This window comes from Thermoplasmata archaeon, from assembly GCA_035632695.1.
In the GTDB taxonomy this organism is placed as follows: domain Archaea; phylum Thermoplasmatota; class Thermoplasmata; order RBG-16-68-12; family RBG-16-68-12; genus RBG-16-68-12.
Genome location: DASQGG010000111.1, coordinates 1 through 14129, shown reverse-complemented (window position 1 = coordinate 14129; position 14129 = coordinate 1). Strand labels below are relative to the sequence as shown.

General features: G+C 68.1%; 14 protein-coding genes and 1 pseudogene. 7 read left to right on the top strand and 8 right to left on the bottom strand.

The window, feature by feature from the left end; all coding sequences use genetic code 11:
- Nucleotide 1 precedes the first annotated feature (1 nt).
- Nucleotides 2–412, top strand: a complete 411-nt coding sequence (locus tag VEY12_07680) for a CoA-binding protein (protein ID HYM40006.1) — start codon at nt 2–4, stop codon at nt 410–412.
- Here the strand turns inward: VEY12_07680 and VEY12_07675 are convergent.
- Nucleotides 409–1005, bottom strand: coding sequence for a hypothetical protein (locus VEY12_07675; GenBank protein ID HYM40005.1), 597 nt, complete (start codon nt 1003–1005; stop codon nt 409–411). The genes VEY12_07680 and VEY12_07675 overlap by 4 nt on opposite strands.
- 40 nt (nt 1006–1045) lie before the next feature.
- Nucleotides 1046–1546, bottom strand: coding sequence for an ACT domain-containing protein (locus tag VEY12_07670; GenBank protein HYM40004.1), 501 nt, complete (start codon nt 1544–1546; stop codon nt 1046–1048).
- 173 nt (nt 1547–1719) lie between these two features.
- Between VEY12_07670 and VEY12_07665 the strand changes: the two are divergent.
- The 5 genes and pseudogenes from VEY12_07665 (at nt 1720) to VEY12_07645 (ending at nt 8847) form a co-directional block, all read left to right on the top strand.
- Nucleotides 1720–3032: pseudogene (locus VEY12_07665) on the top strand (TrpB-like pyridoxal phosphate-dependent enzyme).
- A 53-nt stretch (nt 3033–3085) separates the two neighbouring features.
- Complete coding sequence (locus tag VEY12_07660) at nt 3086–5017, top strand: hydantoinase/oxoprolinase family protein (protein ID HYM40003.1); 1932 nt, start codon at nt 3086–3088, stop codon at nt 5015–5017.
- Nucleotides 5014–6585 (top strand): hydantoinase B/oxoprolinase family protein, encoded by a 1572-nt coding sequence (locus VEY12_07655; protein HYM40002.1) that lies wholly within the window; start codon nt 5014–5016, stop codon nt 6583–6585. The genes VEY12_07660 and VEY12_07655 overlap by 4 nt, the downstream gene beginning before the upstream one ends.
- Nucleotides 6586–6638: 53 nt before the next feature.
- Complete coding sequence (locus VEY12_07650) at nt 6639–7961, top strand: tripartite tricarboxylate transporter permease (GenBank protein HYM40001.1); 1323 nt, start codon at nt 6639–6641, stop codon at nt 7959–7961.
- 58 nt (nt 7962–8019) lie between these two features.
- Nucleotides 8020–8847 carry a winged helix-turn-helix domain-containing protein gene (locus VEY12_07645; GenBank protein HYM40000.1) on the top strand — a complete coding sequence of 276 codons (828 nt, stop codon included), beginning with the start codon at nt 8020–8022 and terminating at the stop codon, nt 8845–8847.
- Nucleotides 8848–9030: 183 nt separating this feature from the next.
- Here the strand turns inward: VEY12_07645 and VEY12_07640 are convergent, their stop codons facing one another.
- From VEY12_07640 to VEY12_07615, 6 genes are all read right to left on the bottom strand, one after another.
- Entirely contained in the window at nt 9031–9576 is a 546-nt protein-coding gene (locus tag VEY12_07640; protein ID HYM39999.1) for a nicotinamide-nucleotide adenylyltransferase, read from the bottom strand.
- Nucleotides 9573–9740: a hypothetical protein gene (locus tag VEY12_07635; protein ID HYM39998.1), complete on the bottom strand. Its 168-nt coding sequence runs from the start codon at nt 9738–9740 to the stop codon at nt 9573–9575. Before VEY12_07635 ends, VEY12_07640 begins: the two co-directional genes overlap by 4 nt.
- A gap of 20 nt (nt 9741–9760) precedes the next feature.
- Nucleotides 9761–11743 (bottom strand): ATP-dependent protease LonB, encoded by a 1983-nt coding sequence (gene lonB / locus VEY12_07630; protein ID HYM39997.1) that lies wholly within the window; start codon nt 11741–11743, stop codon nt 9761–9763.
- 134 nt (nt 11744–11877) lie between these two features.
- Complete coding sequence (locus tag VEY12_07625) at nt 11878–12417, bottom strand: Rab family GTPase (GenBank protein HYM39996.1); 540 nt, start codon at nt 12415–12417, stop codon at nt 11878–11880.
- Nucleotides 12418–12525: 108 nt separating this feature from the next.
- The gene (locus tag VEY12_07620; protein HYM39995.1) at nt 12526–13071 is read right to left on the bottom strand and encodes a Rab family GTPase; all 546 of its coding nucleotides are present in this window, start codon (nt 13069–13071) and stop codon (nt 12526–12528) included.
- A 68-nt stretch (nt 13072–13139) separates the two neighbouring features.
- Nucleotides 13140–13703, bottom strand: coding sequence for a Rab family GTPase (locus tag VEY12_07615; GenBank protein ID HYM39994.1), 564 nt, complete (start codon nt 13701–13703; stop codon nt 13140–13142).
- Between the two features lie 168 nt (nt 13704–13871).
- Between VEY12_07615 and VEY12_07610 the strand changes: the two genes are divergently transcribed.
- A complete protein-coding gene (locus VEY12_07610) occupies nt 13872–14039 on the top strand; it encodes a hypothetical protein (protein ID HYM39993.1) in 168 nt (55 codons plus the stop codon).
- Nucleotides 14040–14129 lie beyond the last annotated feature (90 nt).

Here is a 14129-nt window from a genome sequence, read left to right as displayed (position 1 = left end):
CATGGTCGACACCGCAACCTTGTTCAAGATCCTCACGGAGGCGAAGACGATCGCCGTGGTGGGCGCGTCCAAGAACCCCGAGAAGGACGCCCACAAGATCCCCAAGTATCTCCAGGAGCACGGCTACCGGATCATCCCCGTGAACCCCACGGCGGACGTGATCCTCGGGGAACGCGCGTACAAATCCCTCTCGGACATCCGTGAGCCGTACGACGTGGTGGACATCTTCCGCCCGTCGGAGGACGTCCCGCCCATCGTGGACGAGGCGATCCGCGGGCCCGCCAAGGTGATCTGGATGCAGCTCGGGATCGAGGACGACCGCGCCGCGAAGAAGGCCGAGGCCGCGGGGAAGATCGTCATCCAGAACGCGTGCATGATGGTCGCGCACCGCGCCCTGGCGTCGACCCGCTAGACGACCCTGGACGACGTGAGGACCAGGGAGACGCTCTCGCCTCCCGCGCGTCGGGCGGCGAGCGCGAGTCGCTGGACGTCCTCCAGGATCGCGGCCGCCTCCTTGGTCCGCGGCCTCGCGGATCCGATCTCATCGAGGAGCACCAGGAGGCCGTCCTGGGCCACGACGCCGGACCGCAGGGCGGCCGTGGTCCCGCACTCCGCCTTGAGCGTGCGCAGGCCGCCGACGCCCACGAGAGGCACGTCGACCCAGGTGGGATGGCGGCCCGGGATCAGCTCGCCGATCCGACCGCGGTCCCCCGCGAGGTGGTCCAGCGCCTCGTGGACCGCCTCCGCACGCCACAGCTTCGCGGGTCCCAACTCCCGGGAGACGACGAGGTGGTCCAGCCACGCGAGATCGTGCACGTCCCGCGCGGTCGCTCGCTGCGTGAAGAGCACCTTGGCCAGGAGGTTGAACCCCTCCCGCAGGGTGCGTGCGGCGTCGCTGTCCGCGCCGCGGTCCCGGCGGCTTGCCTCGAGGGCCTCCGCGAGCGTCGCCTGGGAGGTCAGAAGTTCCTGGAAGTCCACAACCCGGAGGAGCGCGCGCCAGGGCACGGGGACGCGGAACGCGGACCCGGGCGAAAAGGGTGCCGCTTCAGATCAGGACCACGGACTTGACGCCGTCCACCTGCTTGATCCGCGGCAGGAGCCGCTCGGGTACGGGGGCTTCCGTGACAATGAACCCCTTGGGCTCGTCGAACAGGTCGGGGTCGTCCATGACGACCTGCCGGATGCTGATCCCTGCCTCGGCGATGATCGCGGCGACCCCGGCGAGGATGCCAGGCTTGGAGGCCGCCGTGGGCACGATCTCGATCGCGCCCCAGCCCATGAGCGGGGCGACGTCGCGGAGGTGGCAGACGGGACGGAGCTTGTCGAAGAACGCCTTGAGCTCGGGCGTCTTCTCGATCGTGGTGACCGTGGCCGTGACGACGCGGCGGTCCACGCCCGTGGCGCGGGCCATGGCCGTGTCCGAGACCTTGATCTCGCCGCAGAACACGTGGCCCTCGTGGACGCGGAGCCCGTAGAGGACCATAATCTGCGCGACCTTCTCCTGCGCGGGGAAGCCCTTGAAGTGCGTTCGGAACCGGGACCACATGGGAGTTGTCCTCGATGTTCGCAACAGTACAAAGGGGGTTAATCTTTTGCCTTTACGTAGTACATAAATAACCGTCAAACAACATAAATGTTATATAACGTCCACGTTGTACAAACTCCTCCCCAGGTGCGGACATGCAATCCCTGCGCGACGGAACGGCGGAAGGAGACGCGGTGAAGATCCTCCTCGACGAGGACGACGTCCCCCGATCGTGGTACAACATCCTCCCGGATCTGCCCGCGCCGCTGCCGCCGCCGCTCCACCCGGGGACCAAGGAACCCGTCGGCCCGGACGCGTTCGCGCCGATCTTCCCCAAGGAGATCATCCGCCAGGAGATGAGCGGCAACGCGACGGAGCCGATCCCCGACGAGCTGCGCGAGGCGTACCTCCGGCTCGGCCGGCCCACGCCCATGTACCGGGCGACGCGGCTGGAGGCGTTCCTCAAGACGCCCGCGAGGATCTACTACAAGCGGGAGGACCTGTCGCCCGTCGGCTCGCACAAGCCCAACACGGCAATCGCCCAGGCGTACTTCGCCCACAAGGAAGGGGTCGAGGCGTACGCCACGGAGACCGGTGCGGGGCAGTGGGGCTCTGCCCTCGCCCTCGCGACGAACTACTTCGGGATGAGGTGCACGGTGTTCATGGTCCGCGTCTCGTACGACCAGAAGCCCTATCGGAAGTACCTCATGCGCCTGCTCGGCGCGGAGGTCTTCCCGAGCCCCAGCGGCCGCACAAACTTCGGCAAGCAGCTCCTCGAGAAGAACCCCGAAAACCCGGGATCCCTGGGCATCGCGATCTCCGAGGCGCTGGAGACCGCGGTCACGTCCCCGAACACGAAGTACTCCCTAGGCAGCGTGCTCAATCACGTGCTCATGCACCAGACGGTGATCGGCCTGGAGGCGCGCAAGCAGTTCGAGCTCGCGGACATCGAGCCCGACTTCATGGTCGGCTCCGTGGGCGGCGGATCCAACTTCGGCGGCTTCACGTACCCCATGATCGGCGAGCGCCTGCACGGCCGCTCGGAGACGCGCTTCATCGCCATCTAGCCCGAGTCCGTGCCCTCCATGACCCGGGGCCGCTACGAGTACGACTTCGGCGACACGGCCGGGATGACCCCGCTGATCAAGATGCACACCCTGGGCCACGACTTCATGCCTTCCCGATCCACGCGGGCGGCCTGCGCTACCACGGAACGGCACCCACCTTGAGCGTCCTCCTCGATGCGGGCATCGTCGAGCCGCGGGCCGTCCCGCAACTCACGACCTTCGAGGCCGCAGAGATTTTCGCGAGGACGGAAGGCCTGATTCCCGCACCGGAGACCGCGCACGCGATCCGCGGTGCGATCGATCTGGCCCTTGAGGCCAAGCGGGACAACGAAGAGCGCGTAATTGCGTTCAATTACAGCGGCCACGGCCTCCTGGATATGGAGGGCTACGCGCAATACCTCGCGGGGACTCTCGGGGGCAACGGGAACAACGGGCACTGAGCGCCGGGGACCGTCGCGGCAAAGCCCATGAGGCGGTCCTCCTTACCACCCGTGTGGACGTCGGGGTGGACGTCGGCGGGACCTTCACGGACTTCGTCGGGTTCCGCGGGCGCGAGGTCGTCACCACGAAGGTTCCGTCCACGCGCGACCCTTCGCTCGCGGTCCTGTCGGGGATGCGCGACCTCGGGGCGGCCGGGATGGCCCACGGGACCACGGTCGCTACGAACGCGATCCTGGAGCGGAAGGGCGCTCGGACCGTCTTCGTGACCACGTCGGGGTTCGAGGATCTCCTGACTATCGGTCGGCAGAATCGTCCGAACCTCTACGACCTGCGAGTCGCCCGGCCGTTGCCCACCGTGCCCCGGGAACGGTGCCTGGGCGTGCGGGAGCGGGTCGATGCCCACGGGCGCGTGCTCCTTGATCCAAGTCCGCGTGAGATCCGCCGCATCGCCCGGGAGGTGCGCGAGCGCCACGCCGAATCCGTCGCGGTGTGCCTTCTGTTCTCGTTCCTCCGCCCCGCGCACGAACGCCGGCTTCGCAAGGCGCTCCGTGACCTGCCTGTCTCCCTGAGTCACGAGGTCCTCGCGGAGTTCCGCGAGTTCGAGCGCGCCTCGACCACGGTCCTCGACGCGTACGTGAAGCCCCTCGTCTCCCGCTACTTGGACGAGTTGCGTGCGGCGGTCGGTCGGGATTACTACGTGATGAAGTCCGGCGGAGGCGTGGCGAAGCAGCAGGACGTGGTGCGGAGACCTGTGGACCTGGTGCTGAGCGGGCCCGCAGGAGGGGTCGCCGCGGCGACGGCCCTCGCGCGCGCCAGCCACCGCCGCAACCTGGTCACCTTCGACATGGGCGGTACGAGCGCGGACTTCTCCACGATCGTCGACGGTCGATCCCAGTGGACCACGGAAGCCTCCGTGGAATCCTTCCCCCTCGCGCTGCCTGTGGTCGACATCGAGTCCGTCGGTGCCGGAGGAGGCAGCCTCGCGTCGATTGACCGCGGCGGTGCCCTGCAGGTCGGACCCGAGAGTGCGGGCGCGGACCCGGGGCCCCTGGCGTACGGCAAAGGGGGGAATCGGCCTACGGTCACGGATGCGGACCTTGCGGCGGGGATCCTGGGACCCGCGCTCCTGGGCGGACGCCTGCCCCTCTTCCCGGCCCTCGCGGCAGCGGGTCTGGAATCCCTCGCCCGCGATCTCCGAGTCTCCGTGGACGAGGCCATCCTGGGAGTCCAGCGGGTCGTCCAGGCCACCATGGCCAAGGCCATGCGCCTCATCCTCGCCAAGCGAGGTCTCGATCCCCGCGAATTCGCCCTCCTCGCGTTCGGCGGCGCGGGACCCATGAACGCGTGCGCCCTTGCCCGCGAGCTCGGGGTACCGCGGGTGCTCGTCCCGTTCCTGCCCGGCTCGTTCTCGGCGTACGGCATCCTGATCTCCGACGTGCGGCTGGAATATAGCCGCAGCCTCGTCCGTCCCCTGGCGAAGGCAGGGGTCGCGCTCCGCGAAACCGTGGACGAGTTCGAGGTGCAGGCCCGCGGGGACCTGGAGGCCCAAGGCTTCGACCCTCGCCGGGCCATCCTCGAGGCGAGCGTCGATCTCCGCTTCCGCGGTCAGAGCTACGAGATCAACGTCCCCCTGAAGGGCGACCTTGCCGCCTCGTTCCGGCGCGCCCACCGCCGCCGGTACGGGTACGCGTCCGACCGCGAGCCGATCGAGCTGGTCACGGCTCGGCTGACGGCCCGTGTTCCCCGCCCCCGGCACCTCCCGGTGCCCGTGACCGAGGCGTCACCGCGGGCCATGACCCGCGGCGTGTTGTTCGAGCGGGGCTGGGAGGAGGCGCACGTCCTGCCGCGGGCCACGTTGCCCGTGGGCTTCGAGGCGGACGGCCCCGTGATCGTCGAGGAGGACCAGGCGACGACCCTGGTGCCTCCGGGAGGCCACCTGCGGGTCGACCCGCTCGGCCTCCTGGACATCGAGGTGGGAGCCTGAACCCGATCGAGCTCGAGATTCTCCGGACCGCCTTCACGTTCGTCCCCGAGGAGATGGGGGTCTCCCTCCGCCGCACCGCGTACTCGCCCAACATTAAGGAGCGCATGGACGCGAGCTGCGCGCTCTTCGACGCGGAGGGGCGCATGGTCGCCCAGGCGGAACACATCCCGGTCCACCTGGGTTCCATGCCTCTGGCCGTGGAGGAGATCCTGCGGGACTTCCCCGGGACCCTCCGGGAGGGGGACCAGGTCATCCTGAACGATCCCTACCGGGGCGGCACCCACCTCCCGGACATCACGCTCGTTCGGCCCGTGTTCCACCGCGGCGGACTCCTGGGGTTCGCCGTGAACCGCGCGCACCACGCGGATGTCGGCGGGGTCGCCCCCGGTTCCATGCCCGCCGGCGCGACGCGCCTCGAGGAGGAGGGCGTCGTCCTCGAACCGCAGAAGTTCCTCGACCGCGGACGGGAGCGGAGGGAGGTCGTCGACCGGGTGCGCCGCGGCATGCGGCAACCCGCGGAGCGACTTGGGGATCTGAGGGCCCAGGTCGCCGCGAACGAGCTCGGAGCGCGCCGCTTCCTCGAACTCGCCGAGCGCCACGGGGTGACTAAGCTCCGGTCCTTCGCCCAGGAGGTCATGGACTACAGCGAACGCCGCGTGCGCGCCGCCATCGGACCGCTGCCCCGGGGGACCTGGTCCGCGCAGGACGTCCTCGAGGGCGCAGGTGAGGACGAGGGGCGCGACCTCCGGATCCGGGCCGAGGTCACGATCGGCGGATCGGGCATTCGCGTGAACTTCGAGGGGACGGATCGCCAGGACCGCGGGAACCTGAACGCCCCGTTCGCAGTCACCCTCAGCGCCTCGTACTACGTCCTCCGGTGCCTCACGGACCCCGGCGCGCCGCCCAACGCAGGCGCGTACCGCGCCCTCCAGGTGACCGCCCCCGAGGGAACCCTGGTCCGCGCTCGCCCGCCCGCGGCCGTCGCTGCTGGTAACGTCGAGACCTCCCAGCGCATCGCGGACGTCCTCTTCCTGGCCCTCTCGGAGCCACTCCGCGACCGCGTCCCGGCGCAGAGCCAGGGAACCATGAACAACGTGACCGTGGGCGCGATCCGAGGCCGACGCTTCTCGTACTACGAGACCGTCGCGGGCGGCGAGGGCGCCCTCCCGTTCCGCGACGGGATGGACGGCGTCCACACGCACATGACGAACACGCGGAACACCCCCGTCGAAGCCCTCGAGCTCGCATTCCCCCTTCGGGTCGAAGAGTATCGCCTCGTGCCGTCCTCCGGCGGCCGCGGCCTGCACCGGGGCGGCGACGGCGTCCGCCGCAGCATCCGCATCCTCGCGCCCGCGGGCATCGTCTCCGTGATCTCGGAGCGGCGGCGGCACGGACCCAAGGGACTCCAGGGCGGCGAGGACGGCAGGGTGGGGCGGAACGCCCTCGTCCGCGGCGGGCGGACGCGCGTCCTCCCGGGGAAGGCCACCCTGCCCGTCCGCCGCGGCGACGTCCTCGTCGTCGAGACTCCGGGCGGCGGCGGCTGGGGTGCACCACTGCGGCTCGCCTAAGGGTACGCTACCTGCAAACCGCGCCCTGACCCGCGCGGGCCGCGTGTACGTCCGTGGACGCCCTGGGCTTCGGGCTCGCGTTCCTGAGCCTCGTGCTCCTCGGAATCGGCACGGGCGCGGCCACAGGACTCGCTCCGGGCCTTCATGTGAACAACGTGGCGGCGGTCGTGCTCGCCACGCGAGCCTCCTGGGTGGCGCTCCTCCTGGGTCCCTGGGCGGGCGAGGACGCCGGCACCCTGGGCCTACTCCTGTCCTGCTACCTGCTGGCCACCGCGGTGAGCCACGGCGTCTTCGACTTCGTCCCTTCCGTGTTCCTCGGCGCGCCCACGGAGGAGACCGCGCTCTCCATCCTGCCGGGCCATCGCATGCTCCTCGCAGGAGAGGGCGCCCGCGCGGTGTCCCTGGCCGCCCGAGGAGCCGTGCTCGGAGCCGCGTTCTCCGCGGTCGTCCTGATCCCCCTGCGCTGGCTTCTCGGCTCGCCCGTGGGTCTCGCGGAGGCGTTCCGTCCTTGGAGCCCCTACTTCCTCGCGGCCATGCTCGCGTCCATGGCCCTCACCGAGACCCGGTTCGCCCGCCGACGCGCGCGGCGCCTAGCACGGGCCGTCTGGGTCCAGACCCTCGCCGGGCTCCTGGGCCTCGCCGTGCTCCGGGGTCCGTCGGGACTCGATCCCAACGTCGCCCTGTTCCCCCTGTTCTCGGGGCTCTTCGGCATGCCCACCCTCGTGGTCTCCCTCTGGACGCGACCCGGAGAGGTGCCCCCGCAGGAGACGGCATCCCTGCCGCCGCTCGGCCGCTCCGACGCGAGCCAGGCGCTTCGGGGCTCCCTGGCGGGTGCGGCCGTCTCCTGGCTGCCTGGGCTCAGCGGAGGCGCGGCGGCCACTCTGGCGGCTCTGGGCAGCTCGCGGAAGCTACCTCCCTCCGCGTTCATGGTGATCCTGGGCGCGGTGTCCACCTCCACGGCCGTGCTGAGCGTCTCCGTCCTGTTCATGATTGGTCGGACCCGCAGCGGGGTCGCCGCGGCCGTCCGCGACCTCCTCGGCGACACCGGGCGGTGGGCGTCTCCTCTGGCCCTCCCGCCCGCGGTGGTCTGGCTCCTCCTCGCCTCCGTGCTCGCGGCGGCCCTCGCCGCACCCATCGCGTCTCGGCTCGCGGGGATCCTCGCGCCCCGGCTCGTCCGATGGGACCCCAGACTCCTGTCCGCCGCGACCCTGGTAGGGCTCGGCGTCTTGATCCTCATCGCGACGGGACCCGTGGGCCTCGCGGTGGCGGGGCTCTCATGCCTCGTGGGCTCCGTGCCCGTACGGATTGGGGTGCGGCGGATCCAGCTCATGGCCGCACTCCTGGTCCCGGTCCTCGTGGGCCTCTCCGCGGTCTGAGAGAGTCGAGCGAAGGTATTTCTAGCCCGAATCCGCATGAAACCCGGACTCGCATCCGATGGCGACCCTCCCCCAACTCCCGCCCGAGGCTCTCGAGAAGCTCTCCTTCGTCCTGTCGAGCGGCCAGCGCGAGAAGGTCCTCGGCGCGGTCATGCCGGGGTCGCGGACCCCGGCCCAGCTCGCCAAGGAGACGGGCCTCCATCTCCCCCATGTGAGCCGCGCCCTCTCCCAGCTCGCACGCCAAGGTCTCGTGGCGCCCCTGGCCAACGGGAACAAGGGCAAGCTGTACGGCCCCACGCCCTTGGGCAAGGTCGTCTTCGACGAGGTCACGAGCACGCGGGGCGACCGCCTCGTCGCCCCGCTCGCCCGAGGGAGCCACTTCCACAACTACCATCACTGGCTCGCGAAGAAGCACGGGAGGCGGGCCGCGGACGAGTTCTTCACGTTCCACGGGATCAACCCGAAGTCGATCGACCCGAACGGCTGGTACCCCCTGCGGACCGTGGTCAGCGTCCTCGACGCGATCGAGGCCACGTTCGGGGACGGCACCGGGCAGACCGTCCGCGTCATGCTCCGCGACGAGACGATGAACTTCGCGTCGGTCAAGCGGTACTTCAGCATGGTCATCCCGTTCCGGTATTTCCTCGAGATGGCGCCCGCGATGTACGCCCGCGAGTTCAACCACGGGCGGCTCGAGATGGAGACCCACGGGCGGCGTGCGCTCGTGAAGAACTACGACTGGATCAGCAGCCCGGCCCGGTGCGCCGCCTGGCTCGGCGTGTACGAGGGGAGCATGCTCTCCTACGGGTTCAAGCACGGCACGGTGCGGAAGGTCGCCTGCATCCTCAAGGGCGATCCGTACTGCGGATACGAGTTCGAGTGGTAGGGGCGGACCGAGCGACTCCACGGTCTGACGTGGTAATGAACTGGTAACGTCCCCTTAAGTACGGGGGGATGCGTGGGGATTTCGGTAGGAATCCAAGGGGATGCGAGTCCTCGTTTGGGGGGATGCCTACCCAGGCGCCCGTTCCCACGCGCGCTCGCGGAACGGGTCGTCCCCTTTTCGGCCTCAGTCGTCGTGGTTGCTCTCCCGCGTCCCGTACGGGGTGGAGTACTTGTACGTCTCCCGGATGCGCTCGATCCCGTCGATCTCCTCGATGAACGCGGCCACGACGGGCGGCACGAGGGACTGCCAGTCGCCGCCCTTCTGCATGCGACGACGCACCTCCGTCCCCGAGTACCTGTCGCGGCTCACGAGGCGCGGGGAGAAGACCTTCATCCCGTGCTCGCGAAAGAGGCGCACGACGAGGTCCGAGTTCGTGACGACCGCGTCGAACGAGGGGACGAGGGACTTCACGTGACTCACCCAGACGCTGTGCACGTGGGTGTCCGGAATGGGCACGATGTGGTAGTCGTGGATGCCCTCCGCGTCCAGGGCGCGCTTGATCATCTCGAACCGTTCGCCCGCGGTGAAGGGATTCTCGCCCGTGTGGCTGTACTGGGCCGACCCGATCCCGATGATCACCTCGTCGTTGTCCTCGAGGATCTTCTTGACCATGGCGAGGTGGCCCTTGTGGAAGGGCTGGAATCGCCCGATGAACAGGGTTCGGGTCACGCGCGCATCTCCGCGAACACGGGCTCAACGTAGGCGCAGAGGTCCGCGAGGAACCCGCGGCAGGGTTCGCAGTCGCCTTCGTCGCCCAGGGGCTCGATCAAGGGGTTCGGATCGTAACACCGCATGGGCCGCCGAAATTCCGGGTACCGGTCGGCGTCCTCCACGCGCGCCGCCCCCTCACGGCCTAGTGGGGGACCGCCGCGGGTCCGGGCTTCTCCGGCGTGATCTTGGGCACGAGGGACGAGAGGCGCTGGATCAGGCTCGACTTCTTGGGTCCCACGAGCGCGTTGTCGAGCACGTCGCTCAACGTGTCCACGGGGACCACCTCGATCTTCCCGATGTACTTGTCCTCGAGGAGCACGTCCCGCATGTTCGCGCGGGGGATCAGGACCTTGCGGGCGCCCGCCTCCGCCGCGGCCTCGATCTTCGCGGTCACGCCGCCGACCGGGAGGACCTGCCCCCGGACGCTCAGGGAGCCCGTCATGGCGACACTCTGGTCCACGGGGACCTCCTCGAGGGCGCTGATGACCGCGGTCGCCACGGAGATGGACGCGCTGTCGCCCTCCGTGCCTTCCCGCGAGCCGACGAACTGGACATGGATGTCATGGTTCGAGACGTCTTCGCCCGTGTACTTTTTGATCAGGGCGGCGACGTTCTCCACGGCCTCCTTCGCGATGTCCCCCAGGCGGCCCGTGGCGATGATCCGGCCGCCCTGGCGCGTCTGGGCCGGGGTGACCTCCGCGGCGATGGGCAGGACGATCCCGCTGAACTCCGCGAGGCTGTTGTCCCCCACGAGCACGGCGAGGCCGTTGACCATGCCGACGCCCGTGCCATGGGTGTTGACCATCTGGTACTCCTTGCCCCGCTCGATCATCCGGTCCGCGACCTGCTGCTCGAGGGAGCGCGCGATCCGCTTGGCGTCGAGGACGTGCTTGTTGACCACAAGGGGCGCGGCGGACTCCTGGGCGATGTCCCCCGCGACCCGGATCAGGCCGCCGAGCTCGCGAAGGCGCAGGGTGAGCTGTCCCCTCCGGCCCGCGCGGCGCTGGGCCTCCCGGAGGATCTCTGCGACCGCCGGCCGGTCGAAGTGGGGGATCTTCTTGTCCTTGGAGACTTCCTGGGCCACGAAGCGAACGAGCTTGAGGCGGTTCTCCTCGGTGTCCGGCATCGTGCTCTTCATGTAGATCTCGTACCCGTAGCCGCGGATGCGCGAGCGCAGGGCGGGGTGCATCCCCTGGACCGCGTCCAGGTTGCCCGCCGCGACGAGGATGAAGTCGCAGGGCACGGGCTCCGTCTTGACCATGGCACCGCTGGAACGCTCGCTCTGCCCGACGATGGAGAACTTCTTCTCCTGCATCGCGGTGAGCAGGCTCTGCTGGCTCTCCATGCGGAGCACGTTGATCTCGTCGACGAAGAGGACGCCCTTGTGCGCCTTGTGGATGGATCCGGCCTCGACGCGCTCGTGGGCCGGGGTCTCGAGGCCGCCGCTCTGGAAGGGGTCGTGCTTCACGTCCCCGAGGAGCGCTCCCGCATGGCTGCCCGTGGCATCGATGAACGGGGGCATCTCGTCGGGGCTGTGCGTGACCAGGAGCTTCGGGACCATGAGGTTCTCCTGGCGATGGCCCGTGTACCGCGTCGCGATATAGATGATCGCCGCGACCAGGATCCCGAAGAGGATCGTCATGGCGGCATCCGGGCGGAAGCCGCCGTTGACCCAGTCATACGAGAGGATCACGGAGAGCCCGATGATGAAGAACACGATGGTCATGACCATGGAGGCCTTTTGCTCGCGGCGCTGCATGGCCTCCGCCTTCTGGGCGTTGACGATCTCGCGCCCCTTCCCGGCGGGCACCACGCGGATCTTGGGCTCATTGGGATCCTCGGGGTTGTGGTAGACGATGAGATCCTGCAGCTCGTCCCGCGGGAGGAGCTCCGTCATGGAGCGGGCGAGCATGGACTTCCCGGTGCCCGGGTCGCCGATCAGCATCACGTGCCGCTTCTGTTCCGCGGCCTTCCGGATGACCTCAACGGCCCGTTCCTGGCCAATGACCTGGTCGACGAGCCGGTCCGGGATCTTGACCTCGGCCGTGCTCTTGAAGTCGAGCTTGTTGATCCAGGTATCCACGGGGGGCAACTCCTCCGCGACGTCCCCCGGTGTTTCCGGCATTGTACGACCATCCCCACGACAAGTGAGGCGACTTGCGTTTGAATACACGACCCTCGTACTTAAAAGCTTTGACCTGAGAAATGAGGCCGGACACTTCTCCAGATATGAAGGCGGCGCGAAGCGTTCCGAGGCGATTACTGCGCTTGTGCGCGGGCGGTGATCAGCTTCGCGAGTTCGGCGAAGGCCCGCTCGACATTCTCGCCCGTCTTCGCCGACGTGAAGAGGAACGGGGCCTCGTGCACCTTCGCGGCCGCCTCAAGATCCGCGGTCTGCACGACCTGCTGCTCCTTGAGGTCGACCTTGTTCGCGAGGAACTCGACCGGGATTCGTCCTGTGACCTTCACGACGGCCGCGACCCACTCGTCGAGGTCCGTGAGGGTTTCCGCGCGCGTCACGTCGCAGACGGCGAGGACGCCCTGCGCGCCGTGAAAGTAGGCTTCCTTGAGCAGTTCGCGGAATCCCTTCTCGCCCATGATGTCCCAGATGGTCATGTCCAGGTTGACCTGTTTCCCGTCGCTCTCGACAACGATTTCCTTCTTGGACACCTTCGCGCCCAGGGTCGAGATGTACCGATCGTCAAACTGGTCGTGGATGAATCGCCGGATCAGGCACGTCTTGCCCACGGCGCCTTCGCCCACGAGGCAAATCTTCACCTTCATCCGCTCAGGTTCCATGGCGCACCGCCGGCCGTTTCGGCTCGCGCACTAGGGTCAGGTTATAAAGGAATTGCCACGCCGTTATCGAGTCAGATAACGGGCGGACGCCCGCATGTGGTCGAGCCGTCATTCCGAGCGGTGACCGATCGCTTCGGCGAGGATTTGGAACGCCTCGTTCACGTTCTGACCCGTCTTCGCGGACACCAGGAAATACTTCGCGTTCAGGATGGCACCCATCCGGGCGAGTTCCTCCGCGCTCACGACGACGCGCTCGCCGAGATCCGCCTTGTTCCCGAGGAACACGATGGGCACGTCGCCGACCTGCTTGCGGACCATCTGGACCCAGTTGTTCAAGTCGTAGAACGTTTCCTTGCGGGTCAGGTCGCACACCGCGAGCACACCGTGCGCTCCCTCGAAGTACGCATCCCGGAGGAGCGACCGGAACCCCTTCTCCCCCATGATGTCCCAGACCATGAGGTCCACGGTCGCGGGAGCGCCCTTCCAGTCCGCGACCACGGTCTTCTTGGTCACTTTGGTGCCGACCGTGGCCACGTAGCGGTCGTCGAAGGACTCGAGGACGAACCGCTTGATCAGGGAGGTCTTCCCCACGGCGACGTCGCCGACGAGGCAGACCTTCGCCTTCACGTGCTTCTGGGTCGCGGCCGCGGTCATCGACATCGCCTCGGCAAACGGCTACCACTTAAAGTAGGGTGGGTCCGCGATATCGAGGCTGATAATTCTCACTCGTCCGAGACCAGCTTCCGGGTGAACCGCTCCTTGCCGATCCGCTCCGCGAGGGACTGGAACGCGAGCTCGACGCTCGTACCCGTCTTCGCGGACGTGAAATGGAACGGGCTGTCGTACGCCTTGGCCGCCTGGACCATCTCGTCCTCGGTGACCTGGATTTGGTCCTTCAGGTCGACCTTGTTCGCGAGGAACTCGATGGGGATCTTCCCCGTGACGCTGTAGACGCCCTCGATCCAGTCGTCCAGATCTTCGAGCGTCTTGCGGCGGGTCGCGTCGCACACCGCGAGAATCCCTTTGGCTCCGTAGAAGTACGCCTCCTTGAGGAGCTCGCGGAAACCCTTCTGGCCCATGATGTCCCAGATGGTCATGTCGATCTTCATGTCGCCGGCTGGGTCTACGTTGGCGGCGGACAGCTCCTTCTTCGAGACCTTGGTCCCGAGGGTCTGGATGTACTTGTCATCGAAGTTGTCGAGGACGAAGCGCCGGATAAGGGAGGTCTTCCCCACCGCAGCTTCCCCGACCAGGCAGACCTTGACCTTCATCCGCTTCGTGTCCATAGGAGTCCGCTCGACGCCACGGATTACCGAAGGTGCTCATTTTACCGTTGTGGGCGAGTTATCAATCACGATACATCCCAGCTCACTTCAGGCGGTTGCGCTCCTTCCCTCCTGGTGCGAACGCGAAACCCTCATGCCCTCGGACGGCCTGCGCACCCGAGGGAAACGATGTGCGACGAATACGACGACGAGCGTATGCGGGCGTTCTGGCGGCAGCTCGCGGTGCTCGAGGAACGCGGGTCGCTCGATGAAGCGTCCGAGGAATCACCGGTCGCGAAGCCGCTCGGCGAGCTCGTGGAGCCGAAGCGCGCGAAACCGCGAGCGCTTGCCCGCTGACCTCCGCGCCCTCCCGGTGCCGCGGCGCGCGGCGCAGGCGGAGCGGCGGTCTCCAAACCGTTTTCGAAGGGCGAATCCGTCTCTATAACA